This is a genomic window from Rathayibacter sp. AY1D5, assembly GCF_002932515.1.
In the GTDB taxonomy this organism is placed as follows: Bacteria; Actinomycetota; Actinomycetes; order Actinomycetales; family Microbacteriaceae; genus Rathayibacter.
In genome coordinates this window covers 27,902-54,690 of sequence record NZ_PSVU01000014.1, presented here as the reverse complement: position 1 = coordinate 54,690, position 26,789 = coordinate 27,902, and the positions used below count along the sequence as shown (strand labels likewise).

Below are 26,789 nucleotides of genomic sequence, written 5' to 3'. Positions count from 1 at the left end.
TCCGGAAACCAGCTCCGACCAGCACATTCGCTCGCGCCGATCGGTTCATCACCACCCCTGGACCCGCCCCCGCAATTGTCCGACGTTTGCCCCTCGGCGGCTCCGCGGCTACCGTGGTCGGCGGTCCTCACGGGCCCCGATGAACCGGTCCGCGCTCGCACGGCGTCCCCCCAGGACGCGCCGCGATCGTACGGTCAACGGGAGTGGAGGCGGCCCCGAGGCCGCCTCGGACGCTCTCGCCTCCACCCCCTGCCGCGCTGAGCGGCGGGACGCACGCGGAGGCTCGACGCACGGCTGTCCCACGCTCCCGACCCGGCACCACGAGATGAGCGCAGGGCGTCGTCCCTGCGCGCCGACGGAGTGTACGTGCACCAGAACCAGCAGATCATCAGCGAGCCCCGGAGCGAGGCGGGCGCCGATCCCGCGACCCCCGCTCTCGAGGCCCGCCACCTCTTCAAGGTGTTCGGCCGGAAGCCCGACGAGGTCGTCCGCCGACTGAGCGAGGGCGCCGACCGCGGCGAGCTCGCCGGACTCGGCACGGCCGCGGTGATCGACGCGTCCTTCACCGTGCGCCGCGGCGAGATCTTCGTCGTGATGGGCCTCTCCGGCTCCGGGAAGTCCACCCTCATCCGCATGCTGAACGGGCTCCAGGAGCCCTCCGCGGGCGAGGTCCTGATCGAGGGCTCCACCATCACCGGCGTCTCCGAGGCGGAGCTGCGCCGCGTGCGCCGCTCGTCGGTGTCGATGGTGTTCCAGCACTTCGCGCTCCTCCCGCACCGCACCGTGCTCGACAACGTCGCGTACCCGCTCGAGATCCAGGGCGTCCCCGCGGCCGAGCGCCGCGAGCGGGCCCTGCTCGCGGTCGAGCGCGCCGGTCTCGCCGGCTGGCACGAGAAGATGCCCGACGAGCTCTCCGGCGGCATGCGCCAGCGCGTCGGCCTCGCCCGGGCGCTCGCCGCCGACACCGACATCGTGCTGATGGACGAGGCGTTCTCGGCACTCGACCCGCTGATCCGCCGCGAGATGCAGGAGCAGCTGATCGAGCTGCAGCACGAGCTCGGCAAGACCATCGTCTTCATCACGCACGACCTCAACGAGGCCATGTTCCTCGGCGACCGCATCGCGGTGATGCGCGACGGCCGCATCGTCCAGATCGGCACCCCGGAGGAGATCCTCACCGACCCGGCGAACGACTACGTCGCCCAGTTCGTGCAGGACGTCGACCGCGCCCGCGTGCTCACCGCCTCCGCCGTGATGGAGCCCGCCCGCTCCGTGGTCACCCTCGCGGCCGGTCCCCGCGCCGCGCTGAGGAGCATGCGCGACCTGCAGACCTCGGCCGCGTTCGTGGTCGGCGGCGGACGCCGCCTGCTGGGCACGGTCCGCGACCGCGACGTGATCGAGCAGGTGCGCCGGAGCACCGGCGACCTCTCGGCGGTCCTCACCTCCGACGTCGTCACCGTCGGTCCGGACACCGCCCTCAGCGAGGTCATCGAGCCCGCCGTCGAGTCGGCGCTGCCGGTCGCCGTGGTCGACGCCGACGGGCGTCTGCTCGGAGCGATCCCGCGGGTGACCCTGCTCGCGGCGCTCGGCAACGTGGCCGCCCGCACCGGCGAGCACCCGGTGATCGAGCCGCCCGCCACCGTCTCGACCGAGGTCGTCACCGCGACCCTGCACGCGACCGGAGGCCCCGTCGAGGACGCCGTCCTCGCGGCGGACGGAGGTGCACGATGACCGATCTCGGCTTCCGCCTCCCGCTCGGCGCCCTCGCCGAGGGTGCCGTCGACGTCCTCACGCAGACCTTCCAGCCGGTCTTCGACCTGCTGCGCACCGTCTTCGGCGCCCTCTACTCCGGCGTCGACCTCGTCCTCGCGACACCGCCCTTCTGGGTGATCGTCGCCTTCCTCGCCGTACTGGCCTACGCCGTCCGCGGCTGGGTCTTCGCGGCCGGCACCGCCGTGGGGCTCCTGCTGATCGTGGGGGTCGACCAGTGGGAGAACGCGATGGACTCCCTCGCGCTGGTGCTCGTCGCCTCCGTGATCGCCATCGCGCTGAGCGTTCCGCTGGGCGTGCTCGCCGCGCGCAACCGCACGGCCTCCGCGGTCATTCGGCCCGTGCTCGACCTGATGCAGACGATGCCGGCCTTCGTCTACCTGATCCCCGCGCTGATCCTGTTCCGGGTCGGAGTGGTGCCGGGCATCGTCGCGACCATCGTGTTCGCCATGGCGCCGGGCGTCCGGCTCACCGAGCTGGGCATCCGCGGCGTCGACCCGGAGCTCGTCGAGGCGGGGGAGTCGTTCGGCTCCTCGAAGTGGCGGATCCTCCGCCAGATCCAGCTGCCGCTCGCGCTGCCCTCGATCCTGGCGGGCCTCAATCAGGTCATCATGCTCTCGCTCTCGATGGTCGTCATCGCGGGCATGGTCGGCGCCGGAGGGCTGGGCGGCGACGTCGTCGCGAGCCTCAACCGGATCGATGTCGCGCTCGGCTTCGAGGCGGGCATCTCCGTCGTGATCCTCGCGGTCGTCCTCGACCGGATGACCGGCGCGCTGGGCTCGCCCTCGCCGGCGAGGGTCGCCCGGGCGAAGAACCGCCGCGCCGTCGTGGCGACCCGCTCGGCCGTCGGCGTCGTCTCGATCGGCCTGGTCGCGTCCCTCGGGGCCGCGACCCTCGCCGCTCCCGCCACCGCCGCCTCCGTCGACAACGGCGACCGCACCGACGTGACCGTCGCCGTGTTCCAGGGCTGGGACGAGGGGATCGCCGTCTCCGCTCTGTGGGAGGCGGTGCTCGAGGAGCAGGGCTACGACGTGACCCTGCAGAACGCCGACGTCGCCCCCGGCTTCCAGGGCCTCTCGACCGGCGACTACGACCTCGCCCTCGACACCTGGCTGCCGCTCACCCACGCCCGGTACGTCGAGCAGTACGGCGACTCGATCGTCGACCTGGGCGCGTGGAACGATGAGGCGAAGCTGACCATCGCGGTCAACGAGGACGCCCCGATCGACTCCCTCGAGGAGCTCGCCGCCGACCCGGGCGTCGTCGGGAACCGCCTGATCGGCATCGAGCCCGGCTCCGGTCTCAACAAGACGACGACCGAGGACGTCATCCCCGGCTACGGCCTGGAGGGGATGGACTACCTCACCTCGTCGACGCCGGCCATGCTCCAGGAGCTCTCGAGCGCGACCGCCGCGGGCGAGAACATCGCCGTCACGCTCTGGCGCCCGCACTGGGCCTACGACGCCTTCCCGGTCAAGGACCTCGAGGACCCGAAGGGCCTGCTCGGGCAGGCGGAGGGGATCCACTCCTTCGGCTCGGCCGCGTTCGACGCGGACTACCCGACGATGAGCCGCTGGATCCGCGACTTCCGGATGGACTCGAAGACGCTCTACTCGCTCGAGAACGCGCTGTTCAACGACGGGGCCGACGACCGCTCCGCAGCCCTCGCCGCGTGGATGGACGAGAACCGGGAGTACGTCGACACGCTGATCACCTGATCCGCCACCACGACGAAGGCCGAGAGGCCGGGCGGCCCCGGACCAGGGCTGTCCCGGCCTCTCGGCCTTCGTCGCGCAGGGGTCAGGCGGCGCTGACCCGGCGTCCCGCGGTGGCGCGGACGAGGAGGGTGACCACCAGCACCACGGCGGCGGCGACCAGCGCGGCGATCCCGGCGGGGACCGAGACGAGCTCGCCGGCGAAGCGGCCGACGGCGACCCAGGAGAGTCCCCAGACGAGCGAGAGCATCGGGGCGATGCGGCCGCGGCCGGTGACCGCGATCAGGAGTCCGACGAGCGCGGCGACGGCGAGGACGACGACCGCCCAGACCGCGGCGCCCGGACCGTCCGCGCTGCCGACTCCCGCGCCGACGAGCCCGGCGGTGACGTTCGCGGCCGTGGCCACGCACACCCAGCCGAGGTAGAGCCCGAAGGTGCCGTCCGTCACGATCGCGTCGACCACTCCGGCCGACCGGGTGGTCCGCAGGATCACGAAGATGCGCGCGAGCACGGCGAGCAGCAGGGCGATCACGACGACGCTGAGCGTCAGGAAGCCGGCCTGGACGACCAGGATCCACGCGGCGTTCAGGAGGAGGCTGGCGGCGGCCCAGTAGCCCAGCCGGCGGTGGCGGGTGCGGGCGGTCTGCGAGGGCAGGAACTGCCAGATCGCGTAGGCGATGAGGCCGGTGTAGATGACGCTCCAGATCGCGAAGGCGGGGCCGTCGGGAGCGATGGGGGTCGAGGACGCGGTCAGGGCGCCGCCGGCCGCGTTCTGGATCTGCGTGCCGCCCGCGGCGCCCGAGCCGATGAACGAGCCGATGAGGGCGAGCACCGCGCTCACGGCGACGACGACCTGGCGGATCCGGTCGGCGCGGTCGGGGGTTCGTGTGGCGGTCATGTCGCTCCTCCGTTAGTCAGCTGGCTGAGTAATGAGAGTAGCGCGATTCCGCTCCCCGTCCACTGGGGCTTGCGGCGCGGCCCCGGCCCTGGATGAGGGCCGGGGCCGGATTCTCAGGCGCGGGCGGCCGCGTACTGCTCGCGGATCACAGGGCGGTGGTCCGGCGCGGGCTCGGCCACCGAGGTGACGGTCCACGTCGGACGCGATCCGGTCAGCGCCCAGGCGGCCTGCACGGCGGCACCGTCGGCCACGTACTCGCCGGGCGTCGGCACCTGCACGGGCACGTCGAACACCTGCGAGGCAGCGAGCTGCACGGCGCGGTTCTGCGCGGCTCCGCCGATGAGGAGGATGCGCCGCGCCTCCACTCCCTGCGCGCGAACGGCGTCGAGGCCGTCGGCCAGTCCGCAGAGCATGCCCTCGATCGCCGCGCGGGCGAGGTTCGGGCGCGTGGTCGAGGCGATGGTCATACCGTGCAGGCTCGCGGTCGCGTCCGGCAGGTTCGGCGTGCGCTCGCCCTCGAAGTAGGGGACCAGCACGAGGCCGTCGGCACCCGGCCCCGCCTCGAGCGCCAGTGCGGCGAACTCGTCGAAGTCGCTGCCGAGCAGGGTCGCGGTCGAGGCCAGCACGCGCGCCGCGTTGAGCGTCGCGACCAGCGGCAGGAAGCGCCCGCTCGCATCGGCGAAGCCGGCGACGGTCCCGGAGGCGTCGCGCACCGGGTCGTCCGTGACTGCGAAGACGGTGCCGCTCGTGCCGATGCTGACGACCACGTCGCCGGGGCCGGCGCCGAGGCCGAGCGCGGCGCCCGCGTTGTCGCCCGCGCCGGGGCCGACGACGAGTCCGCTCTCGGTGCGGCCCGCCTCCTCCGAGGGGCCGAGCACGCGGGGGAGCAGCGGGCGGTGGCCGAGGGCGCGCTCGAGCAGGTCGAGGTCGTAGCCGTCCGCTCCCCAGTACGAGGTGCCGGACGCGTCGGACCGGTCGGTCGTGAGCGCGTCGAGCTGCGGACCACGGGCGGAGTCGGGGCCGTAGCCGAGCAGGCGCCAGGTCAGCCAGTCGTGGGGGAGCGCGACGGCGGCGACACGGGCGGCGTTCTCGGGCTCGGCGTCGCGCAGCCAGCGGAGCTTGGTGGCGGTGAAGGAGGCGACCGGCACCGATCCGGTCCGCTCCGCCCAGGCCCCGGCTCCGAGCTCCTCGATGAGCGCGGCGGCGGCGGGCGCGCTGCGGGTGTCGTTCCAGAGCAGAGCGGGGCGGATGACGGCGCCGCTCTCGTCGAGGACGACCATGCCGTGCTGCTGGCCGCCGACCGAGATCGCGGCGACGTCGTCGAGCCCGCCGGCGTCGGCGAGGGCGAGCTGCAGCGCCTCCCACCACGCGGCCGGATCGACCTCGGTGCCGTCCGGGTGGCTCGCCCGGCCGGTGCGCACCACGGCGCCGGTGTCGAGGTCGCGGACGACCACCTTGCAGCTCTGGGTCGACGAGTCGATCCCTGCGACGAGCGTCATCGCTGTCCTCTTTCGTTGGGGGTGCGGGTTCAGGCGTCCGGTGCGGAACCGGGCCGGATGCAGGAGAACGGACGAGATCCCGTGCCGGTGCAGGGGATCTCGTCCGTCTCAGGTCGTCCCGCGGCTGACCGCGGGCTCAGAGGGTGCGGGTCAGCCGCGGGCGCCGAGCAGGTGCTCGGTGGCCAGCTGCTGCAGGCGCACGAAGCCGAAGCCCTTGCCGCCGAGGTAGGCGTCGGCGTCGAACGACTCGTACGAGGCGGTGTCCGCGAGCAGGTCGTCGTACGACTCGCCCTCGTTCAGCGTCGGGGTGGAGAGCTCGGCGACCTTCGCGGCGGCCAGCGCCTCCTGCACCTCGGGGTCGGCGCGGAAGGCCGCGGCGCGCTCCTTGAGCAGCAGGTAGGTGCGCATGTTCGCGGCGGCCGAGTCCCAGACTCCGGTCTCGTCCTCGGTGCGCGAGGGCTTGTAGTCGAAGTGGCGCGGGCCGTCGTAGGCCGGGACGCCGCCGGGGCCGCCGTTCTCGAGGAGGTCGACGAGCGAGAACGCGTTGTGCAGGTCTCCGTGGCCGAAGACCAGGTCCTGGTCGTACTTGATGCCGCGCTGGCCGTTGAGGTCGATGTGGAAGAGCTTGCCGTGGTACAGCGCCTGGGCGATGCCGGCGGTGAAGTTCAGGCCCGCCATCTGCTCGTGGCCGACCTCGGGGTTCACGCCGACGAGCTCGGGGCGCTCGAGGGAGTCGATGAACGCGATCGCGTGGCCGAGCGTGGGCAGCAGGATGTCGCCGCGGGGCTCGTTCGGCTTGGGCTCGATGGCGAAGCGGATGTCGTAGCCCTTGTCGGTGACGTAGTCGCCGAGCAGGTTGACGGCCTCGCGGTAGCGCTCGAGCGCGGCGCGGATGTCCTTGGCGGAGTCGTACTCGGCGCCCTCGCGGCCGCCCCACATGACGAAGGTCTTCGCGCCCAGCTCGGCGGCGAGGTCGATGTTGCGGAGGACCTTGCGCAGCGCGAAGCGGCGGACGTCGCGGTCGTTCGAGGTGAAGCCGCCGTCCTTGAAGACCGGGGCGCTGAAGAGGTTGGTGGTGACCATCGGCACGATGAGGCCGGTGGACTCCAGCGCGCCCTTGAGGCGGTCGATCTGGGTCTGGCGCTCGGCGTCGGTGGAGCCGAAGGCGAACAGGTCGTCGTCGTGGAAGGTGAGGCCGTAGGCGCCGAGCTCGTCGAGCTTCTCGACCGCGTGGACGACGTCGAGCGGCTCGCGGGTCGGGCCGCCGAACGGGTCCGTCCCGTTGTAGCCGATGGTCCAGAGGCCGAAGGAGAACTTGTCGGCGCGGGTGGGGGTCAGGGACATGGGATCCGAATCCTTTCCGGCGACGTCGCCGAATTGTTGTTGGGCCCAACATATCCCGTGAGGGTCGGGAGGCGCAACGAGCGGAAGGCCCGGCGCGTCGCCCTCCGGCCCCTCGCGGGTGCCGCCCGCCCGAGCCGCGGAACCGCTCGCGGAGCGGGCCGGCGCCCGGGGAGGTCGTCGCGAGGACCGCTTGCGCAAGCGCTTCGACTGTGCGTACAGTCGCTCCAGCACGACCGGTCGAAGCGCTTCGAAGCCCGACCGCGACCGACGACGACGTCCGGCAGGAGGAGCCATGGCGACCATCCACGACGTGGCCCGCGCTGCCGGAGTCTCGATCAGCACCGTCTCCTACGCCCTCTCCGGCAAGCGCTCGATCGCCGCCTCCACCCGGCAGCGCGTCGACGACGCGGTGCGCCAGCTCGGCTACCGGCCCCACGCGGGAGCCCGGATGCTCGCCGGGGCGCGGACCCACATCCTCGCCCTCTCCGCGCCGATGCGCGGCGAGCTGCACCTGCCGACCCACATGCGCTTCGTCACCGAGGTGCTCGAGCGCGCCCGGGAGTCGGACTACGACGTCCTGCTGCTCGTCACCGACGAGGCCTCCAGCGGCATCGGGCGCGTCTCCTCCTCCTCGCTCGTCGACGGCATCGTCCTGATGGGCGTCGACGACGACGACGACCGCGCCGAGCTGATCCGCGCGGCGGGGGTCCCCGCCACCTTCATCGGCGTGCCCGCCGACTCCCACGATCTCGCCTGCGTCGACCTCGACTTCGCCGAGGCCGCCCGCCAGAGCGTCCGCCGGCTCGCTGAGCTGGGCCACCGCTCGCTCGGCCTGCTCGAGCATCCGCAGTCCTACACCGACCGCAACGCCGGCTTCGTCCGCCGCTTCGACGAGGCGTTCCGCGCCGAGGCCGCAGCGCTCGGAGTCGAGATCGCGGTCGAGCGCCCGCACATCGGCCGCCCGAGCGCACAGGCTGCGATCGACGCGATCCTCGCCGCACCCGTCCCGCCCACCGCGCTCGTGCTGCACTGCAACGAGCCCGTGGCGGAGGCGGCGATCGAGCGCGTCCTCGAGCGCGGCCTCTCCGTCCCGGGCGACCTGTCGATCCTGGCGGCCTGCGCCAGCTACGACGGCGGCGCCCTCCCTGTCCCCACCAGCAGTCTTCCCCTCCCGTTCGACGCGATGTGCCGAGCGGCCGTCGCGCGGACCCTCCAGCAGATCGACTCCGGCCGCACCGTCGGCGTCGAGCTGCTCCCGCCCTCCTACGTCGACCGCGGATCCCTCGCGGTCGCTCCGATCGGCGCTCCGGTGCCGGCGGTCCCGTCCGGCACTCCCGCGCCGGCCTCCCTCTAGTCCTCCACCCTCTTCCAGCCCGCTCCGGCTCTGCGCACTGTCGAAACGCTTCGACACCGCGCCTCCGCGAGAGAGCGCTCCCTGCACCACGTCCGCAGCACCACCGCACCGTTCGAAGGAGAACCACCGCAATGTCGCTCCGATCCCGCTCCGCCTTCCACCGCCCGACCGCCGGTCTCAGCCGGCGCAACCTCCTCGCCGGCGGAGTCGGCCTCAGCGCGATGTTCGCGCTGGCCGCCTGCTCCGGTGGCGGCTCCGACGCCGGCTCCGACGCGCTCTCGACCACGGTCGACGGCGCCGGCCGCACCCTCACGCTCTGGGACTTCGAGACGCCCGACAGCGACCGCGGCATCGCCTGGCTCGCCGCCCGCGACAGCTTCACCCAGGAGACGGGGGCCGAGATCGCGTACGAGTTCAAGGCCTTCGAGCAGCTGCGCACCGGCGCCAGCCAGATCTTCAACTCCAACTCGGCGCCCGACGTCGTCGAGTACAACAAGGGCAACGCGACCAGCGGACTCCTCTCGAGCCAGGGCCTGCTCACCAACCTCGACGAGGCGGTCGAGTTCTACGGCTGGGACTCGCTGATCCCCGGCGCGCTGCAGACCACCGCGAAGTACGACGAGAACGGGATCATGGGCTCCGGCTCCTGGTACGGCATCCCCAACTACGGCGAGTTCACCTTCGTCTACTACAACAAGGACGCCTTCGCCGCGAACGGCCTCGAGGTCCCCACCACCTACGAGGAGTTCACGGCCGTCCTCGACGCCTTCGTGGCCAAGGGGATCACCCCGCTGGCCGAGGCCGGCGCCGAGTACCCGCTGCAGCAGCTCTTCTACCAGCTCGCGCTGCTGAAGGCCGACCGCTCCTGGATCACCGACTACCAGACCTACACGGGCGAGGTCGACTTCGAGGACGCGGCCTGGAGCTACGCGGCCGACCAGCTGAAGACCTACGTCGACAAGGGCTACTTCTCGGCCGACGCCTCCGGGCTGAAGGCGGAGGACGCGGGCACGGCGTTCATCTCGGGCGAGTACCCGATCTTCTTCTCGGGCTCCTGGTGGTTCGGCCGCTTCAAGACCGAGATCACCGGATTCGAGTGGGACACGTTCCTCTTCCCGGGTGCCGAGTTCACGATGGGCTCCGCCGGCAACCACTGGGTGATCCCGGAGACGGCGAAGAACAAGGACCTCGCCTACAAGTGGATCGACATCACGATGCGACCCGAGATCCAGAACCTCATCGGCAACAACGGAGGCATCCCGCTGGTCGTCGACGAGAGCGCCATCACGGACGAGAAGAGCAAGGCGCTGCTTGCGCAGTGGAAGACGGTCGTCGACGGCGACCAGCTCTCCTTCTACCCCGACTGGCCCACCGCGACCTTCTACGACGACCTGGTCGCCGCCACGCAGGAGCTCATCAACGGCTCCTCCGACGAGTCCGCCATGCTCTCCGACCTCCAGGCCAAGTACGACGACGGAGTCGCCGACATCACGTGACGCGGAAGCGTCACGTGATGTCGGCCACGGCGGCCGGCCCCGCGCCTGCAGGCGCGGAACGGCCGTGGAAGACCTGAGGACGTGACGGCGACCCCTCGAGGGGGTCGCACGAACACCGCCGAGCCTCCACCCCACCGCGGTATGCCGCTCCGGTCCGCGACACGCCGTCGCCTCCGTACCGGAGCGGCATCCCGCGGCAGCACACCCACGACCCCGTCCGACCTAGGAGTACCCATGACGACGACAGCACCTCGTCGCGCGGAGAGCGCGCCGCCTCCCACGACGCCGCCCCGCGAGAAGCGCTCCGGCGGCTACTGGCTCTACCTGATCCCCGGGTTCGTGCTCTTCACGTTCATCGTGCTGATCCCGCTGATCTGGAACGTCTACATCAGCTTCACGTCCTGGCGCGGCATCAAGCCGCCGATCTTCATCGGCCTCGACAACTGGATCGAGCTGATGGGCGACGACCAGTTCTGGACCTCGTTCCTCAACTCGGTCTACATGATCATCGCGATGGTGATCGTCCCCACGATCCTCGGGCTCCTGCTCGCGGCGATCCTCTTCGATCTCGTCGGCAAGAAGTTCGGCGGGCGCCTGGCGAGCTTCCTCCGCGCCACCTACTACCTCCCGCAGATCCTGCCGACCGTCATCGCCGCGATCGTCATCGGCTGGATCCTCCGCCCCGACAACGGCGCGCTGAACTCGATCCTCGAGGCCGTCGGGCTCGGCTCCCTCTCGCACGACTGGCTCGGCAAGCCGGACACCGCGATGCTCTCGATCATGGTCGTGATGATCTGGGTGCAGCTGGGCTACCCGGTCGTCATCTTCATGGCGGCGCTGCAGCGCGTGGACCCCGAGCTCTACGAGGCGGCGGAGCTCGACGGGGCGAACTGGTTCCAGCGCTTCCGCTGGATCACGGTCTCGATCATCCGGCCCGAGATCTTCGTGGTCACCCTCACCTGCACCATCGCCGCGCTGAAGGTCTTCGGCCCGATCTACGCCCTGACCCGTGGCGGCCCCGGCGACTCCACGATCGTCCCCTCCTACTACTCGTACACCGAGTTCTTCCAGAAGCAGCAGGTGGGCTACGGCGCCACCATCGCGACCGCGCTCACGATCGTCATCGTGATCCTCGCCGTGCTGTTCATCCGCGCCCAGGAGCGCGTCGAGCGCAGCGAAGGAGCCCGCTGATGTCGGCCATCGAGACCCTGCCCCTCACCCAGGCCGGCACGCAGGACGCGGACCTCCCGTCCTCCCGTCCCGCCAAGCCCGCGAAGGGCACGACGAAGCGCACCCTCGGCGACTGGGTGATCCTCGCCGTCGCCGTGGTGATCGGGCTCGTGATCATCAGCCCGGTGCTGCTGATCCTGCTCAACTCCTTCAAGACCCCCGCGGAGTACTCGGCGAACGGCCCGCTCGCCTTCCCGACCGGCCTCTCCTTCGACGGCCTCTCGACCTTCTGGAGCCGCGTCGACTTCCCCGAGAAGCTCGGCAACTCGATCCTCATCTCGGGGTCGGTCGCGATCCTCGCCGTCGCCCTCTCGGTGCTGAACGCCTACGCGATCGGCATCGGCCGGGTCCGCGGCCGGAGCTGGATCATCGTCCTGTTCCTGCTGGCGAACATGCTCCCGCAGGAGGCCCTGCTCTACCCGCTGTACTACATGTTCAAAGCGGTCGGGATCTACGACACCCAGCTGTCGGTCATCGTCATCTTCACCGTCATCCAGTCGGCGTTCGGCACCTATCTGCTCTCGAGCGTCTACGGCACCTTCCCGAAGGAGATCCTCGAGGCCGCGGCTCTCGACGGCGCCTCGAAGTGGCAGGTCCTCACCCGGGTGATCGTCCCGATCTCGCGGCCCACCCTCTCGGTGCTGATGATCTTCTTCTTCATCTGGACCTGGAACGAGTTCCTCATCCCGCTGGTCTTCCTGGTGAGCGACGCGACGCAGACCGTCCCGATCGCGATCTCGAGCCTCCAGGGCGACAAGATCATGGACGTCACCACGACCAGCGCGAGCGCTCTCCTGGGCCTTCTCCCGACGCTGATCTTCTTCCTGATCTTCCAGCGCACCCTCACCCGCGGCATCACCGCCGGCGCGGTCAAGTAGCCCTCTCTCCCTCCGTCGGCGCCTCCCTCGCGGGATCCGCCGGCGCGCCATCGAAAGGCACCCCCATGAAGTTCACCGACGGGTTCTGGCAGACGCGGGCCGGATTCACGCCCCTGTTCGCGCAGGAGGCGTACGACATCCGCACCGATGGCACCTCGCTCGAGGTGATCGCCCCGACCCGGGTCATCCAGGGCCGCGGCGACGTCCTCAACCGGCCGGCGCTCACGGTCACGGTGTCCTCGCCGGCCGAGGGGGTCGCGCGGGTGCGGATCGAGCACTGGCGCGGGACGGCGGTGCGCCCCGGCTTCGAGCTGGCCGAGGGCGACGTCGGAGCGGCGGAGGTGACGGAGTCCGGCGGCGTGCTGCGCACCGGCGACCTCGAGGTCCGGATCAGGCAGGGCGCTCCGTGGTCGCTGGAGTTCTGGGACACCTCGACCGGCACGCGCCTCACCGGGTCCGGGCACAAGGCGCAGGGCTACCTGACCGGACCGGACGGAGCCGCCTACCTGCACGAGCAGCTCGACCTCGGCGTCGGCGAGCTGGTCTACGGGCTCGGCGAGCGCTTCGGCCCCTTCGTGAAGAACGGCCAGACGGTGGACGTGTGGAACGCCGACGGCGGCACCTCCTCCGAGCAGGCCTACAAGAACGTCCCGTTCTACCTCTCCAGCCGCGGCTACGGCGTGCTCCTCAACGATCCCGGCCTCGTCTCGTTCGAGATCGGCTCCGAGGCGGTCGAGCGCGTGCAGTTCTCGGTCGGTGGCGAGGCGCTGGAGTACCTGGTGATCCAGGGCCCGACGAAGAAGGACGTGCTGCGGCGCTACACCGGTCTCGCCGGCCGCCCCTCCGTCGTCCCCGCCTGGAGCTACGGGCTCTGGCTGACGACCAGCTTCACCACGAGCTACGACGAGGAGACGGTGAACTCCTTCATCGACGGCTTCGCGGAGCGGGAGCTGCCGCTGTCGGCGTTCCACTTCGACTGCTTCTGGATGCGCGAGTTCCAGTGGACCGACCTCGAGTGGGACCCGCGCACCTTCCCGGACCCCGAGGGGATCCTCGCCCGCCTGCACGAGCGCGGGCTGCACACCTGCGTCTGGATCAATCCGTACATCGCGCAGGCGTCGCCGCTGTTCGCCGAGGGGCGCGAGAAGGGGTACCTGCTCAGAACGGCCTCCGGCGACGTCTGGCAGTGGGACATGTGGGTCGCCGGCATGGCGCTGATCGACTTCACGAATCCGGAGGCGACCTCCTGGTTCCAGGAGAAGCTCCGCGTCCTCGTGCGCCAGGGCGTCGACTCCTTCAAGACCGACTTCGGCGAGCGGATCCCGTCGGAGGGCGTCGTCTGGGCCGACGGGACCGACCCCGAGGCCATGCACAACTGGTACACCCAGCTCTACAACCGCGCGGTGCACGAGGTGCTCGAGCAGGAGCTCGGCGAGGGCCGCGCGGTCCTCTTCGCCCGCAGCGCCACGGTCGGCGGGCAGTCGCTGCCGGTGCACTGGGGCGGGGACAACACCTCCTCCTACGTGTCGATGGCCGAGACCCTGCGCGGAGGCCTCTCGCTCGCGCTGGGCGGGTTCGGCTTCTGGGCGCACGACATCGGCGGCTTCGAGGGCACGCCCGATCCCGGAGTGTTCAAGCGCTGGCTCGCGTTCGGCCTGCTCTCCTCGCACTCGAGGCTGCACGGATCCTCCTCGGTGCGCGTGCCGTGGGCGTTCGACGAGGAGGCCGTGGAGGTCACCCGGCTCTTCACCCGGCTGAAGCTCTCGCTGATGCCCTACCTCTTCGCGGCGGGGGCGGAGGCGGCGAGCACCGGCGTCCCGATCATGCGCCCGATGGCGCTCGAGTTCGAGGACGACCGCAGCGCCGCCCACCTCGACACGCAGTACCTGCTCGGGCGCGACCTGCTCGTCGCTCCGGTGTTCACCGAGGACGGCACGGTCGAGTTCTACCTCCCGCGCGGGACGTGGACGAGCTGGTGGACGGGCGAGCGGACCGTCTCGACGGGGGAGTGGCGTCGTGAGGTCCACGGCTTCGACTCGCTGCCGCTGTACGTGCGCGAGGGCGCGGTGATCCCGGTGGGGGCCCGCCAGGACTCGGCCGAGTACGACTACCTCGACGGGCTCGAGCTGAGGGTGTTCCCGGGGCCGGACGGAGCGACGCCGGTCCGGGTCGTCGCGCACGACACGGGGGACGAGACGGTGTTCACCGTGACGCGCTCCGGCGGCGACGTCTCGGTCGACGGCCCGGCCGGCACCTGGACCTGGGTCGAGGCCTGAGCGGCGCCCTCCTGCTGATCGAGCAGCGGGCGCAGCCCGCCCCTCGAGACCCCGGCCCCGCCCCCGGCTAGGCTGACCCCCGCAAGCAGAGGAGACCGCGGATGCCCGACCACGCGACGCGCGGCAACAACCTCGACCGCGTCAGGCGGCACAACCTCTCGGCGATCCTCCGCCTCGTGCACCGCGGCGGCCCCCGCTCCCGCTCGCAGCTGACCCGCCTGACCGGCCTCAACCGCTCCACGATCGCGGCGCTGGTCGGCGAGCTGGTGGAGCTCGGCATCGTGCGCGAGCGCGAGCCCGCCACGCCGAACCAGGTCGGCCGGCCGAGCCCCGTCGTCGAGGCCGATCCCGGAGTCGTCGCGCTCGCCGTGAACCCCGAGATCGACGCCGTCACGGTCGCCGTGGTCGGCGTCGACGCCGTCGTCCGCCGCCGCATCCGCCGCTCCGCCTCCGTCCCCACCGCCGAGGCCGCCGCGCGTCTGGCGGCCGAGGCGGTCGCCGAGCTGCTCGCCGAGCTGCCCGAGGAGACGCGGACCGTCGGCATCGGCGTCGCCGTGCCCGGCCTCGTCCGCGACGCCGACGGCCTCGTCCGGGTCGGCCCGCACCTCGGCTGGGACGACGAGCCCTTCTCCCGCATGCTCGCGGACGCGACCGGCCTGCCCGTCCTCTCGGCGAACGACGCCAACCTCGGTGCGCTCGCCGAGAGCGTCCTCGGCGCCGGCCGCGACGTCTCGCACCTCGTCTACCTCAACGGAGGCGCGAGCGGAGTGGGCGCCGGCGTCATCGTCGGCGGCGCGCCTCTGCACGGCATCGACGGCTACGCGGGGGAGATCGGCCACACCCTCGTCAACAGCGCGGGCATCGACTGCCACTGCGGCGCCGTCGGCTGCCTCGAGACCGAGGTCGGCCGCGCCGAGCTGCTCACCGTGCTCGGCCTCGACGAGAGCGAGCGGCTGGAGGAGGCGCTCGCCGCCTCCGAGGACCCGGCCGTCCGCGGCGAGGTCGAGCGCCAGCTCGGGCACCTCGCGGTCGCCCTGCGCAACGTGATCAACGTGTTCAACCCGCAGCTCGTGGTGCTGGGCGGCTTCCTCGGGGCGCTGATCGGAGTCGCGCCGGGATTCCTGGAGGAGCGCCTGGGCCGCGGCGGCCCCTTCCGGGTCGCGCTCGACTCCGTGCGCATCGTTCGGACCGAGCTCGGCGCCGATCTGCTCATGCTGGGCGCAGCCGAGCTCGCCTTCGAGCGCCTGCTCGCCGACCCGCTCGGCACTCCGCTCCACCCGGTCTGACCCGACGGCGGGCCGAGGGGTGGCGCCGCTGTCCGACACGTGATCGAATTGATTCGACCGAGCGGCGTGGAGCCGACGAGGTCCGCTCCCGCGCCGAGGACGACACCGGCCGCACCCCTCCCTCCCACCCCGCTGCGCCCTGCGCAGGAAGGCACTCCGTGTCCACTCCCGCCTCGACTCCGACCGGCTCTCTCCCCGTGCACCGCCACCCGGGCGATGCCCTGACGGCCCGCCAGCGCCTCGTCTACGTGATCGTCCTCGGCTCGCTGACCGCCCTCGGGCCGTTCACGATCGACCTCTACCTGCCGGCGTTCCCCGCGCTGCAGAGCGAGCTGAACGTGTCGGAGGCGGCGGTCCAGCTGACCCTCACCGGCACGACCCTCGGCTTCGCGCTCGGCCAGCTGATCGTGGGCCCCTGGAGCGACGCGGTCGGCCGGCGCCTGCCGATCCTCCTGGCCACCTCGCTGCACGTCCTGGCCTGCGTCGGCGCGGCGCTCGCCCCCGAGATCGTCACGCTCGGCGTCTTCCGCTTCCTGATGGGGGCCGGTGCGGCGGCGGGCGGCGTGGTCGCGATGGCGATGGTCCGCGACCTCTTCGGCGGACGCCCGCTGGTGCGGATGCTGTCCCGGCTCGCCCTGGTGTCGGGCCTCGCGCCCGTGCTCGCGCCGGTCATCGGCTCGCAGCTGCTGCTGATCATGGACTGGCGCGGGATCTTCGTCTTCCTCGCCGCCTACGGCGTGCTGGTCGTCGCGGCCGTCGGCCTGCTCGTCGTCGAGACCCGGCCCCGCGCCGCCCGACACGAGCGCGAGCACCGCTCGCTCGTGCAGCGCTACCGGGCCGTCCTCAGCGACCGCGTGTTCCTCGGAGTGGCGGTGATCGGGGGCATGACCTTCGCCGGCCTGTTCACCTACCTCTCCAGCTCCTCGTTCCTGTTCCAGGGCCTCTACGGATTCGACGCGCAGCAGTACGGGCTGCTCTTCGCCGTGAACTCGCTCGGCGTCGTCCTCGGCGTGCAGGCGTCCTCCTACCTCAGCCGGAGGATCGGGCCGCAGTGGATCCTCGCGATCACGACGCTGACGCTGTTCACCTCCGCCGGCCTGATCGCCCTCTTCGACGTGCTCGGGCTGGGGCTCTGGGGCACGCTCGTCCCGCTGTGGTTCTTCATCGCGTCCTGCGGCTTCAGCTTCCCGTGCGTGCAGGTCCTCGGCCTGGTCAACCACGGCCGGGAGGCGGGGACGGCCGCGTCGCTGCTCGGAGCGGTCAACTTCGGCACCGCCGGACTGCTGTCGCCGATCTCGGGGGTCTTCGGCGCCGGCTCGGCCGTGCCGATGGCCGTGGTGATGATGGCGACGGCGACCGTGTCGATCCTGGCGCTCTGGCTGATCGTCCGGCCGAGGAGCGTCCCGGCGCTGCAGGACTGAGCGCTCGGCTCCGGGTCCCGGCGGTCCGGCACGCCCCGCTCCTGCAGCTCCTCCCGGGTGTTCGGGCCCTCGCTGGATCCGCTCCCGAGCGCCGCTGCTACAGTCCCCTCCCATGTCCTCCCGCGACTCCTCCGCCCTGCTCGCCGAGCTCTCCGACCCCGACCGCGACGTCCGCCTCCGTGCGGCGATGACCCTGGGCGAGCTCGCCGAGCCCGCCACCGCCGAGCCCCTCGCCGCGCACCTGTGGGAGGAGCCGGACTTCTTCGTCCGCGACGTGCTCACCTGGGCGCTCGGCCGCCTCGGCTCCGCCGCCGTCCCCGTCGCCCGGGAGGCGCTCGGCCGCGAGCCCCGAGTGCGCACGCAGGCGCTGCACGTGCTCAGCAAGATCCTCGACCCGGCGACGCTCGACGACATCGCCCCGCTGGCCGCCGACTCCGAGCCCGCCGTCGCCGCGAAGGCCCGCTTCGCGCTGGGCCGCCTCGGCGACGAGCGCGCGCTGCCGGTCCTGCTCGGCCTGCTCGGCGACGACGACGCGGAGGCGCAGAACGTGCTCACCGACGTCCTCGCCTCCTTCGGCGCCGCGGCCGTCCCCGGTCTGGAGCAGGCCCTCCGCGAGGGGTCCGCGCCGGTCCGGCGTCACGCCGCTGCCGCACTCGGCTACCTGGGCGACGACGCGCGTCCTGCCGTCGACGCGCTGGACGGGGCCGCCGGCAGCGACGACTCCGCGCTCGCGGTCTCGGCCGTGATGGCGCTCGGCTCGATCACCGGTCCCGACGCGGCCGCCGCCCTCGAGCGGGCCTCCGCCTCGGACGACTCCCGCGTGAGCGCCGTCGCCGCGCGGCTCCTCGCCCGCTCCTCCGAGCCGACCCGGCTCGACGCCCTCCGCGCCGCCCGCCTGGCCCGCGCGGCCGGCTGAGCCGCGCCGCGAGACCCCCGCGGGGGAAGGCCGGGCATCCGCACGGCCGGTCGGACCGTGCCACGAACCCGGCGCACGGACGCCGGGCTTCCGAACGGTCGGCCGAGCCGCCCCGCAACCCCCAGCGGGGGAACGCCGGGTGACGGCATCATGTCCGGATGGATCACCGCGACGACCGCCTGTCGACCGAGCCCGGAATCGCGCGCCCCGACGCCGTCCAGCGTGCGCGGATGCGCGAGCAGGTGCCGTCCGACGACGTCGCCGCCCGGCTGCTGACGAAGGAGGCGGCCCACCGGGTCTCCCGCCGCTGGCCGCTGATCTCCGCGTCGCTCGCGATCCTGCTCACGGTGCTCCTCGCCGTGCTGATCGCCTTCCGCCCCACCTCGGCCTTCCGCTTCGACGTGGAGTGGATGGACGAGATCGTCGAGCACCGCTCGCCGGTCTGGGACATCCCGGCCCTCGTCATGAACACGGTCGGAGCGGGGCTCGTCGGCACGACGCTCATCCCGCTCGGGATCGTCGCCGTGCTGCTGGTGTTCCGCAGGCGATGGGCCGCGCTCTACTACGCGATCGCCGCGCTGGTCAGCGTGGGCGCCACCCAGCTCGTCAAGGAGCTGGTGGGACGCGCCCGCCCGGCCGACATGCTCGTCACCAGCGACTACGGCTCCTTCCCGTCCGGCCACACCGCCAACGCGGCGACGACGGCGATGGTGCTGGCCCTGGTGTTCCCGCTGCTGTGGGTCTGGATCGCGGGCTTCCTCTACACCGTGGCGATGATGGCGAGCCGCACCTACCTCGGCGCCCACTGGCTGAGCGACACCGTCGGCGGCCTGCTGCTCGGGATCGGCGTGGCGCTCGTGGTCTGGGCTCCGCTCGCCGGCCGCCTGCGCACCGAGGCCGAGCTCCCGCACCCGCCGATCTGGATCCGCCGCACCACCTGACCGGCGCAGTTCTCTCCGCGCGAGGGTTTCGAGGCCCTCAATATCGGCGCCCGAGGAGCGCGGAGGCTCGCCGATCAGCCGAAGGCGGCGAGAGAGTCGAGCTCGTTGAAGGTGTAGACGTGCAGGCCCGCGAGGCGGTCGCCCGCCGCCGCTTCCAGGCGCGCGACGAACGCGGACGGGTCGAAGCGGCGTCCGCGGAGGAGCCCGCCGGCCACCGAGGTGCTCCGCTTCAGGAAGCCGAGCGAGGAGCCCACTCCGATCCGCGCGCCCAGCGTCAGCAGCCGCGAGCGCTCGACCGGCCCCGGCACGCCCGCCCACAGATCGGCCGTGATCCCCGTCTCGCGGAGCCGATCGGCGTAGCGGACCACCGCGTCCACGTCGAAGCACATCTGCGTGACGATCGAGCGGATGAACGGAGCGCGCTCGCGCAGGTGCCGCTCGATGCTCTCGTCGGAGAGGTGCGGGTGGCCCTCGGGGTAGCCTGCGATGTCCAGGGCCAGCCCGGGTGAGATCTCGCGGGCGTCGCGGATGAGCTCGAGGCTCGTGGAGTAGGTGCCGGCCGCCGAGGACGCGTCGCCCGAGATCACGAACGCCTCGTCGATCCCCGCCTCGCCCATCCGGCCGAGGACCCGCTCGAGTGCGGCGCGGCCCTCGACGTTCCGCGCCGCCAGGTGGGGTACCACGCGAAACCCGCGCCCCGCCAGGGCGACCGCGCAGTCCACAGTCCGCCCGGTCCCGTGCTTCGGCAGGCTGGTCACGGTCAGCGTCACCGCGGAGGGGTCCGGGAACTCCCGCGCGGCGCGCTCGCCGATGTCGTCGGCCGGGATGATCTCGAAGCGCGCGCGGGTCATCGGCCCAGCCTGCCACGCGGAGCCGGAGCGGTGCGGGTGGTGGCCGCAGCCGCACGAGTGTCGGAGGGGCGCCCTAGCCTGGAGCCGATCGCCGCCCGGTGGTCGCGGAAGGAGTCGCGTGTACCTGGAGTCCGGCCGCGTGGTCACGAGCCCCACCGACCTGTCGAACTGGGCGGCCTGCGAGTGGGCGGTCCTTCGCCGGTTCGACGCCCTGCTCGGCCGCGCCCCGCGCCTCGAGGCCGAGAAGGACGGGATGCTCGAGCGCACCGCGGTGCTCGGCGACGAGCACGAGCACCGCTTCCTCGCCGAGCTGAAGCGCACGCACGAGGTGCTCGAGTTCGAGCGCCCCGAGCCCGCCGGCTACCCCGAGGCGGCCGAGGCGGCCGTCGAGGCGATGCGCGCCGGGGTCGACGTGCTCTACCAGGCCACCTTCTTCGACGGCGAGTTCCTGGGCTTCTCGGACTTCCTCCTCCGCACCGCCGACGGCGCCTACGAGGTCTACGACACCAAGCTCGCCCGGCACGCGAAGATCCCGGCGCTGCTGCAGCTCGCCGCCTACGCCGAGCAGATGCAGGCGCGCGGCATCCGCGTGGGGGAGCAGGTGCACCTCGTGCTCGGCGACGGCTCCGTCACCAGCCACGAGCTGGCCGTCGTCGCCCCGGTCCAGCGGGTGCAGCGCGCCCGGCTCCGCGCCGTGCTCGACGAGCGCCTCGCCGCCGACGAGCCGCTGGCGTGGGGCGATCGGCGCTACCCCTCCTGCGGACGCTGCTCGGTCTGCGCGCCCGAGGTCCAGGCGCACCGCGATCCGATCCTCGTCGCCGGGATGCGGCTCGACCAGCGGGCGAAGCTCGGGGCGGCCGGCGTGCTCACCCTCGACGCGCTCGCCGAGCACGACGGCCCCGTCCCCGGGCTGAGCGCGGGCACGCTCGAGGGCCTGCGCGCCCAGGCGCGGCTGCAGCTGCGATCGGAGTCCTCGCCGGTGCCGGCCGTCGAGGTGATCGACGCCTCCGTGCTCGCCGGGCTGCCCGCCCCCGATCCGGGGGACCTCTTCTTCGACTTCGAGGGCGACCCTCTCTACACCGAGGACAACCGAGAGTGGGGCCTCGACTACCTCTTCGGCATGGTCGACGACCAGGAGCGCTTCACCGCGCTCTGGGCGCACGACCTCGCGGCCGAGCGCCGGGCGCTCCTCGACTTCCTCGCGCTCCTGCAGGCGCGCCGGGCCGAGCACCCCCGGATGCACGTCTACCACTACGCCTCCTACGAGCGCAGTCACCTGCTCTCGCTCGCGCTCCGCCACGGGGTCGGCGAGGAGGAGGTCGACGCGCTCCTGCGCGACGGCGTCCTGGTCGACCTGTACCCGGTGGTGCGGCGGGCGCTCCGCGTGGGCTCGCGCAGCTACTCGCTCAAGAAGCTGGAGCCGCTCTACATGGGCGAGGAGGAGCGCGACGCGTCCGGCGTCACGAACGCTGCCGACAGCATCGAGATGTACGTGGAGGCGCGCGCCGCACAGAGGGCCGATCCTGTCGAGGGGCAGCGCGGGCTCGACCTCGTCGCCGAGTACAACGCCTACGACTGCCGCTCCACGCTCCGCCTGCGCGACTGGCTCCTGGAGCTCGCTCCGCCGCGCGAGGAGCTGCCGCCGCTGCTCGAGGTCGAGATCCCCGTGCCCCGCGAGCCGCACCCGGTCGCGGTCGCACTGCTGGCGCAGGTCGAGGGGATCGAGCCGCGCGAGCGCACGGCCGACCAGACCGCGCTCGCCCTCGCCGGCGCGGCGATCGACTACCACCGCCGCGAGGCCAAGACCTTCTGGCAGGAGCACTTCGACCGCCTCCGGCAGCCGCTGGACGAGTGGGCGGACACCCGCGACGTCGTGATGATCGACCGGGTCGAGGTCGTCCGCGACTGGGCGAAGCTCCCGCGCGCCCGCACGCAGTCGCGCGAGCTGCGGATCCTCGGCCGGCTCGCTCCCGGCAGCCGGCTCGGCACCGGCTCGTCGCCGTACCTGGTCTACGAGGCCCCGGCGCCCCCTGGTGCACCCTCGCCCGGTCCCGGTCTGCGCGGCGCCGCCGAGCGCTCCGAGATCCTCGCGGTCGACGACGACGGGGAGCGGATCGTCCTGCTCCTCAAGGAGGGCCTGAAGGCGGGGGAGGATCCGCACGACGACGCTCCGGTCGCCCTCGCCCCCGCGCCGCCTCCGCGCGCCGCGCCCCAGCCCGAGGCGATCGCGGAGTGGGGCGGCGAGGTCCTCGACGCGCTGCCCGCGATGCTGGCCGACCCGGCGCTCGACGTCCTCCGCCGCGTGCCACCGGGAGCTGTCGCTCCGGTGCAGGGCGACGACGTGATCGGCGCGGTCGTCACCACTCTGCTCGGACTCGAGCGGGCGACCCTCGCCGTGCAGGGTCCGCCCGGCACCGGCAAGACCTACGTCGGCTCCCACGTGATCGCACGGCTGGTGAACGAGCACGGCTGGCGCATCGGCGTGGTCGGCCAGTCGCACTCGGTGGTCGAGAACGTGCTGAGCGCCGTCGTCGGCCGCGGCGTCGATCCCTCCCGCGTGGCGAAGGTGCCCAAGAACGGCACGCCGCCCGAGGCGCTCGCGGCGGCGCCCTGGGCGCCGGTGAAGAACGCGGCGGCACTCACCGCGGTCCTCGAGGAGGGCGGCGGCTGCGTCATCGGCGGCACCGCCTGGACCTTCGCGAATCCGGTCACCGTGCCGCGCCGCTCGCTCGACCTCCTGGTGGTCGACGAGGCCGGGCAGTTCTCGCTCGCCCCGACGATCGCGTCGGGCGTCTCCGCCCAGCGGCTGCTCCTGCTCGGCGATCCGCAGCAGCTGCCCCAGGTGAGCCAGGGCGCGCACCCGGAGCCGGTCGACGAGTCGGCGCTCGGCTGGCTCGCCGACGGGCACGACGTCCTCCCGCCCGAGTACGGCTACTTCCTCGCGCAGACCCACCGGATGCACCCGGCGCTCTCCGACGCCGTCTCCGAGCTGTCCTACGAGGGCGCGCTGCGGTCGCGGGCGCCGCAGGTGCGCCACCTGGAGGGGGTCGAGCCGGGCGTGCACTCCGTCCCGGTCGAGCACGCGGGCGACACCACCTCCTCGCCGGACGAGGCGAGGCGCGTCGTCGAGATCGCCCTCTCCCTCGTCGGCCGCGCCTGGACCGACGAGCACGGCGAGCGGACGCTGACCGCGGCCGACGTCATCGTCGTCGCGCCCTACAACGCCCAGGGCGGGCTCCTCCGCGCCGCCCTCGACGCCGCGGGCCTCGAGGAGACGCCGGTCGGCACGGTCGACCTCTTCCAGGGCAGGGAGGCGGTGGTCGCCATCGTGTCGCTCGCTGCGTCCTCCGGGGCCGACGTCCCGCGCGGGATGGAGTTCCTCCTCCTGCCCAACCGCCTGAACGTCGCGGTCTCGCGCGCGAAGTGGGCGGCGTACCTGGTGCACTCGCCGGCGCTCGCCGCCTCGCTCCCGACCTCGCTGACCGGCCTCGGGCACCTCTCCGGCTTCCTCCGCCTGCTCGAGCGGGGGAGCGGGCCGCCCTGTGACGGATCCGGTGGCCTAAAGGCGCGCTCCGCTCCGATTCCGTCGGTGCTCGGCATGGTGGACGACGCGATCCGTCGGTACGGTGTCCCCATGAGAATCCTCCTGGTCGGCGCCGGCGGCGTCGGCGACGCCTTCGCGAAGATCGCCGCGCGCCGCTCCTTCTTCGAGCAGATCATCGTCTGCGACTACGACCTCGCCCGGGCCGAGCGCACGGTCGCGTGGATCGCGGAGCGGCACGGTGCCGACGACCGCTTCGTCGCCGCGCGGATCGACGCCTCCGACGCCGAGAACGTCGAGACCGTCGCCCGCGCGCACGGGGCGACCCACGTGATGAACGCTGTCGAGCCGCGCTTCGTCCCGACGATCTTCGCCGGAGCGCTCGCCGCCGAGGCCGACTACCTCGACATGGCGATGAGCCTCTCGCTCCCGCACCCCGAGCAGCCCCACGAGCTGACGGGGCTCAAGCTCGGCGACGAGCAGTTCGCCGCGGCGGAGGAGTGGTCCTCCCGCGGCCGCCTCGCCCTGGTGGGCATGGGCGTGGAGCCGGGACTCTCCGACGTCTTCGCCCGCTACGCCTCCGACCACCTCTTCGACGAGATCGACGAGCTCGGAGTGCGCGACGGCGCGAACCTCGTCGTGCACGACGCGGACGGCCGCGAGATCTTCGCTCCGTCCTTCTCCATCTGGACCACGATCGAGGAGTGCCTGAACCCGCCGGTGGTGTTCGAGCGCGACCGCGGCTGGTACACCACCGCCCCCTTCTCGGAGCCGGAGGTGTTCGAGTTCCCCGAGGGTATCGGCCCGGTCGAGTGCGTGAACGTCGAGCACGAGGAGGTGCTGCTGATGCCGCGCTGGCTCGACGCCAAGAAGGTCACCTTCAAGTACGGCCTCGGCGAGCAGTTCATCGGCGTCCTGCGCACCCTCCACCTCCTCGGCCTCGACAGCACCGAGCCCCTGCGGGTCCGCTCGGCCGGCGGTCCCGTCGAGGTCTCGCCGCGCGACGTCGTCGCCGCCGCCCTGCCCGACCCAGCCGGCATCGGCCCGCGGATGACGGGCAGGACCTGCGCCGGCCTCTTCGTCTCCGGCACGAAGGACGGCGCCCGCCGCGAGGTGTACCTCTACCACGTGAGCGACAACGAGTGGACGATGGCCGAGTACGGCACCCAGTGCGTGGTCTGGCAGACGGCGCTCAACCCGGTGGTCGCGCTCGAGCTCCTCGCGACCGGCGTGTGGACCGGCGCCGGAGTGCTCGGGCCGGAGGCGTTCAGCGCCGACCCGTTCCTCGAGCTGATGGCCCGCCCCGAGGCCGACGGCGGGTACGGACAGTCCTGGCACGTCCGCGAGGACTGACCGGCGCCGCCGACCTAGGCTGAGCCCATGAGTGACGACGACGGGCTCGCCTCGGCGAGGGACGAGGCGCGCGCAGCCCTGGAGGCCGCCCGCCGACTGCAGGCGGAGGCCGCCGAGGCCCTGGCGCGAGCGGAGGCGGCGGCCGCGGCGCTGAACGCGGCGGCCGGCCCGGAGGAGGCGGAGGCCGTCGCGGACGACGTGCGGCTGGTGGCGGCGTCGGGGAGCGGAGCGGAGCATCTGCATCCGGAGCGATCGGGCCGGAAGCGACGGCGTCCGGAGCGACGGCGTCCGGAGCAACGGGAGCAGCGGACTGCTCCGCTCCGCTCCCCGAGAGCGCCGTCGACGCCGTGCGCGCCGGGTACGCGTTCACCGGCCCGGCCCTCGAGCTCGGCGCCCTCGTCAACGGCGACGCGCGGATCGACGTGCCCGTCCGCATCCCGCTCGGCATGCTCAACCGGCACGGCCTCGTCGTCGGCGCGACCGGCACCGGCAAGACGAAGACGCTGCAGGTCCTCGCCGAGCAGCTCTCGGCCCACGGCGTCCCCGTCTTCGCTGCGGACATCAAGGGCGACCTCTCCGGCCTCGCCACTCCGGGCACCGCGACCGACGCGCTGCTCGCCCGCACCCGCGGCATCGGCCAGGACTGGCGGGCGGAGGCGGCCCCCGCCGAGTACTTCGCGCTCGGCGGCATCGGCACCGGCGTCCCCGTCCGCGCCACCGTGACGGGATTCGGCGCGCTGCTGCTCGCGAAGGTGCTCGGCCTCAACCACACGCAGGAGTCGAGCCTCGGTCTCGTCTTCCACTACGCCGAGAGCGCCGGTCTCCCGCTCGTCGACCTGTCCGACCTCCGCGCCGTGCTCACCTACCTCGTCGGCGACGAGGGCAAGGCGGAGCTCGCCGAGCTCGGCGGGCTGTCCAAGGCGACCGCCGGCGTGATCCTCCGCGAGCTGATCGCGTTCGCCGACCAGGGCGCCGACGTGTTCTTCGGCGAGCCCGAGATCGACACGGCCGAGTTCCTCCGCCTCGCCGCCGACGGGCGCGGCGTCGTCAGCCTCCTCGAGGTCCCCGGAGTCGCCGACCGACCGGCTCTGTTCTCCACCTTCCTGATGTGGCTCCTCGCCGACCTCTTCAACGACCTGCCGGAGGTCGGCGACCTCGACAAGCCGAAGCTGGTGTTCTTCTTCGACGAGGCGCACCTGCTCTTCCGCGACGCGTCGAAGGACTTCCTCGCCGCGATCACCCAGACCGTGCGCCTCATCCGCTCCAAGGGCGTCGGCATCGTCTTCGTCACGCAGACCCCGAAGGACGTGCCCGGCGACGTCCTCGCCCAGCTCGGCTCCCGCGTGCAGCACCAGCTCCGCGCGCACACGCCGGACGACGCCAAGGCCCTCCGCGCCACCGTCTCGACCTACCCCGAGAGCGACTACGACCTCGGCGAGGTCCTCCAGGCGCTCCCCATCGGCGAGGCGATCGTGACGGTCATGAACGAGCGCGGCGCCCCGACCCCGGTCGCCTGGACGCGTCTCCGCGCCCCGCTCGGCTCGATGAAGCCCACCCCCGAGGCCGACCGCGAGGCGAGCGTCCAGAGGTCCCCGCTCCTCGCGCGCTACGGAACGCCCCTCGACCGCGACTCCGCCCGCGAGATCCTCACCCGCCGGCTCGACGCCGCCGCCGACGCCGAGGAGGCCCGCGCCGCCGCCGAGCAGCAGGCCGCCGACGACGCCCGCCGCGCCAAGGAGGACGCGCGTCGCGCCAAGGAGGAGACCGCGGACGCCGCCCGCCGCGCGAAGGAGCGGGCCGCCGCCGAGCGCGCCGCCGACCAGGCCGCCGAGCGCTCCCGACGGCGCACGGCACCGACCTCCCGCGGGACCCGCACCGCCCGCCGCGACAAGACGGTCGTCGAGGAGGTGCTGGGCTCGAGCGCCGGCAGGACCCTGCTGCGCGAGGTGGTCCGCGGGATCTTCGGGACCGCCCGACGGCGTTGACGCGACCGGGGCCGCTCGGGGAGACGAGGCGCTAA

At 72.7% G+C, this 26,789-nt stretch carries 17 protein-coding genes and 1 pseudogene; 14 read left to right on the top strand and 4 right to left on the bottom strand.

Going from position 1 to position 26,789, the window contains the following annotated elements:
• Positions 1 to 366: 366 nt before the first annotated feature.
• On the top strand, positions 367 to 1,731 hold the full coding sequence (locus C5C82_RS06245; protein ID WP_374953864.1) for a glycine betaine/L-proline ABC transporter ATP-binding protein: 1,365 nt from the start codon (positions 367 to 369) through the stop codon (positions 1,729 to 1,731).
• A complete protein-coding gene (locus C5C82_RS18175; RefSeq protein WP_104248115.1) occupies positions 1,728 to 3,488 on the top strand; it encodes an ABC transporter permease/substrate binding protein in 1,761 nt (586 codons plus the stop codon). Before C5C82_RS06245 ends, C5C82_RS18175 begins: the two co-directional genes overlap by 4 nt.
• Before the next feature lie 82 nt (positions 3,489 to 3,570).
• Here the strand turns inward: C5C82_RS18175 and C5C82_RS06235 are convergent, their stop codons facing one another.
• From C5C82_RS06235 to xylA, 3 genes are all read right to left on the bottom strand, one after another.
• The gene (locus C5C82_RS06235; RefSeq protein WP_104224878.1) at positions 3,571 to 4,383 is read right to left on the bottom strand and encodes a tryptophan-rich sensory protein; all 813 of its coding nucleotides are present in this window, start codon (positions 4,381 to 4,383) and stop codon (positions 3,571 to 3,573) included.
• Between the two features lie 113 nt (positions 4,384 to 4,496).
• The gene (xylB, locus tag C5C82_RS06230; RefSeq protein ID WP_104354795.1) at positions 4,497 to 5,882 is read right to left on the bottom strand and encodes a xylulokinase; all 1,386 of its coding nucleotides are present in this window, start codon (positions 5,880 to 5,882) and stop codon (positions 4,497 to 4,499) included.
• A gap of 150 nt (positions 5,883 to 6,032) precedes the next feature.
• On the bottom strand, positions 6,033 to 7,226 hold the full coding sequence (gene xylA, locus C5C82_RS06225; protein ID WP_104224876.1) for a xylose isomerase: 1,194 nt from the start codon (positions 7,224 to 7,226) through the stop codon (positions 6,033 to 6,035).
• 292 nt (positions 7,227 to 7,518) lie between these two features.
• On the opposite strand from xylA, the gene C5C82_RS06220 reads away from it, so the two are divergent.
• The 9 genes from C5C82_RS06220 to C5C82_RS06180 all read left to right on the top strand — a co-directional run bounded on the left by C5C82_RS06220 (position 7,519) and on the right by C5C82_RS06180 (position 19,024).
• Positions 7,519 to 8,580, top strand: coding sequence for a LacI family DNA-binding transcriptional regulator (locus C5C82_RS06220; RefSeq protein ID WP_104292927.1), 1,062 nt, complete (start codon positions 7,519 to 7,521; stop codon positions 8,578 to 8,580).
• Positions 8,581 to 8,711: 131 nt separating this feature from the next.
• Positions 8,712 to 10,076, top strand: coding sequence for an ABC transporter substrate-binding protein (locus C5C82_RS06215; protein ID WP_258065986.1), 1,365 nt, complete (start codon positions 8,712 to 8,714; stop codon positions 10,074 to 10,076).
• A 234-nt stretch (positions 10,077 to 10,310) separates the two neighbouring features.
• Positions 10,311 to 11,267, top strand: a complete 957-nt coding sequence (locus C5C82_RS06210) for a carbohydrate ABC transporter permease (RefSeq protein ID WP_104224874.1) — start codon at positions 10,311 to 10,313, stop codon at positions 11,265 to 11,267.
• Positions 11,267 to 12,184 (top strand): carbohydrate ABC transporter permease, encoded by a 918-nt coding sequence (locus C5C82_RS06205; protein WP_104269664.1) that lies wholly within the window; start codon positions 11,267 to 11,269, stop codon positions 12,182 to 12,184. Before C5C82_RS06210 ends, C5C82_RS06205 begins: the two co-directional genes overlap by 1 nt.
• Positions 12,185 to 12,249: 65 nt before the next feature.
• Positions 12,250 to 14,460, top strand: coding sequence for an alpha-xylosidase (gene yicI, locus C5C82_RS06200; RefSeq protein WP_104354794.1), 2,211 nt, complete (start codon positions 12,250 to 12,252; stop codon positions 14,458 to 14,460).
• A gap of 101 nt (positions 14,461 to 14,561) precedes the next feature.
• Positions 14,562 to 15,746 (top strand): ROK family transcriptional regulator, encoded by a 1,185-nt coding sequence (locus C5C82_RS06195; RefSeq protein ID WP_104292979.1) that lies wholly within the window; start codon positions 14,562 to 14,564, stop codon positions 15,744 to 15,746.
• A gap of 158 nt (positions 15,747 to 15,904) precedes the next feature.
• Positions 15,905 to 17,167 (top strand): multidrug effflux MFS transporter, encoded by a 1,263-nt coding sequence (locus tag C5C82_RS06190; RefSeq protein ID WP_104354793.1) that lies wholly within the window; start codon positions 15,905 to 15,907, stop codon positions 17,165 to 17,167.
• Positions 17,168 to 17,279: 112 nt separating this feature from the next.
• Positions 17,280 to 18,083 carry a HEAT repeat domain-containing protein gene (locus C5C82_RS06185; protein WP_104354792.1) on the top strand — a complete coding sequence of 268 codons (804 nt, stop codon included), beginning with the start codon at positions 17,280 to 17,282 and terminating at the stop codon, positions 18,081 to 18,083.
• Between the two features lie 158 nt (positions 18,084 to 18,241).
• Positions 18,242 to 19,024, top strand: a complete 783-nt coding sequence (locus C5C82_RS06180) for a phosphatase PAP2 family protein (RefSeq protein ID WP_244229597.1) — start codon at positions 18,242 to 18,244, stop codon at positions 19,022 to 19,024.
• A gap of 74 nt (positions 19,025 to 19,098) precedes the next feature.
• Here C5C82_RS06180 and C5C82_RS06175 read toward each other — a convergent pair whose 3' ends face one another.
• Positions 19,099 to 19,875 (bottom strand): methylenetetrahydrofolate reductase, encoded by a 777-nt coding sequence (locus C5C82_RS06175; RefSeq protein WP_104292981.1) that lies wholly within the window; start codon positions 19,873 to 19,875, stop codon positions 19,099 to 19,101.
• On the opposite strand from C5C82_RS06175, the pseudogene C5C82_RS18170 reads away from it, so the two are divergent.
• The 3 genes and pseudogenes from C5C82_RS18170 to C5C82_RS06165 all read left to right on the top strand — a co-directional run.
• Positions 19,835 to 23,305: pseudogene (locus C5C82_RS18170) on the top strand (TM0106 family RecB-like putative nuclease); the annotation flags it as partial. The gene C5C82_RS06175 and the pseudogene C5C82_RS18170 sit on opposite strands and share 41 nt — an antisense overlap.
• Before the next feature lie 204 nt (positions 23,306 to 23,509).
• A complete protein-coding gene (locus C5C82_RS17795) occupies positions 23,510 to 24,769 on the top strand; it encodes a saccharopine dehydrogenase family protein (protein WP_104256687.1) in 1,260 nt (419 codons plus the stop codon).
• A 347-nt stretch (positions 24,770 to 25,116) separates the two neighbouring features.
• Positions 25,117 to 26,754: a helicase HerA-like domain-containing protein gene (locus C5C82_RS06165; RefSeq protein WP_104248355.1), complete on the top strand. Its 1,638-nt coding sequence runs from the start codon at positions 25,117 to 25,119 to the stop codon at positions 26,752 to 26,754.
• The last annotated feature ends 35 nt before the right edge of the window (positions 26,755 to 26,789 follow it).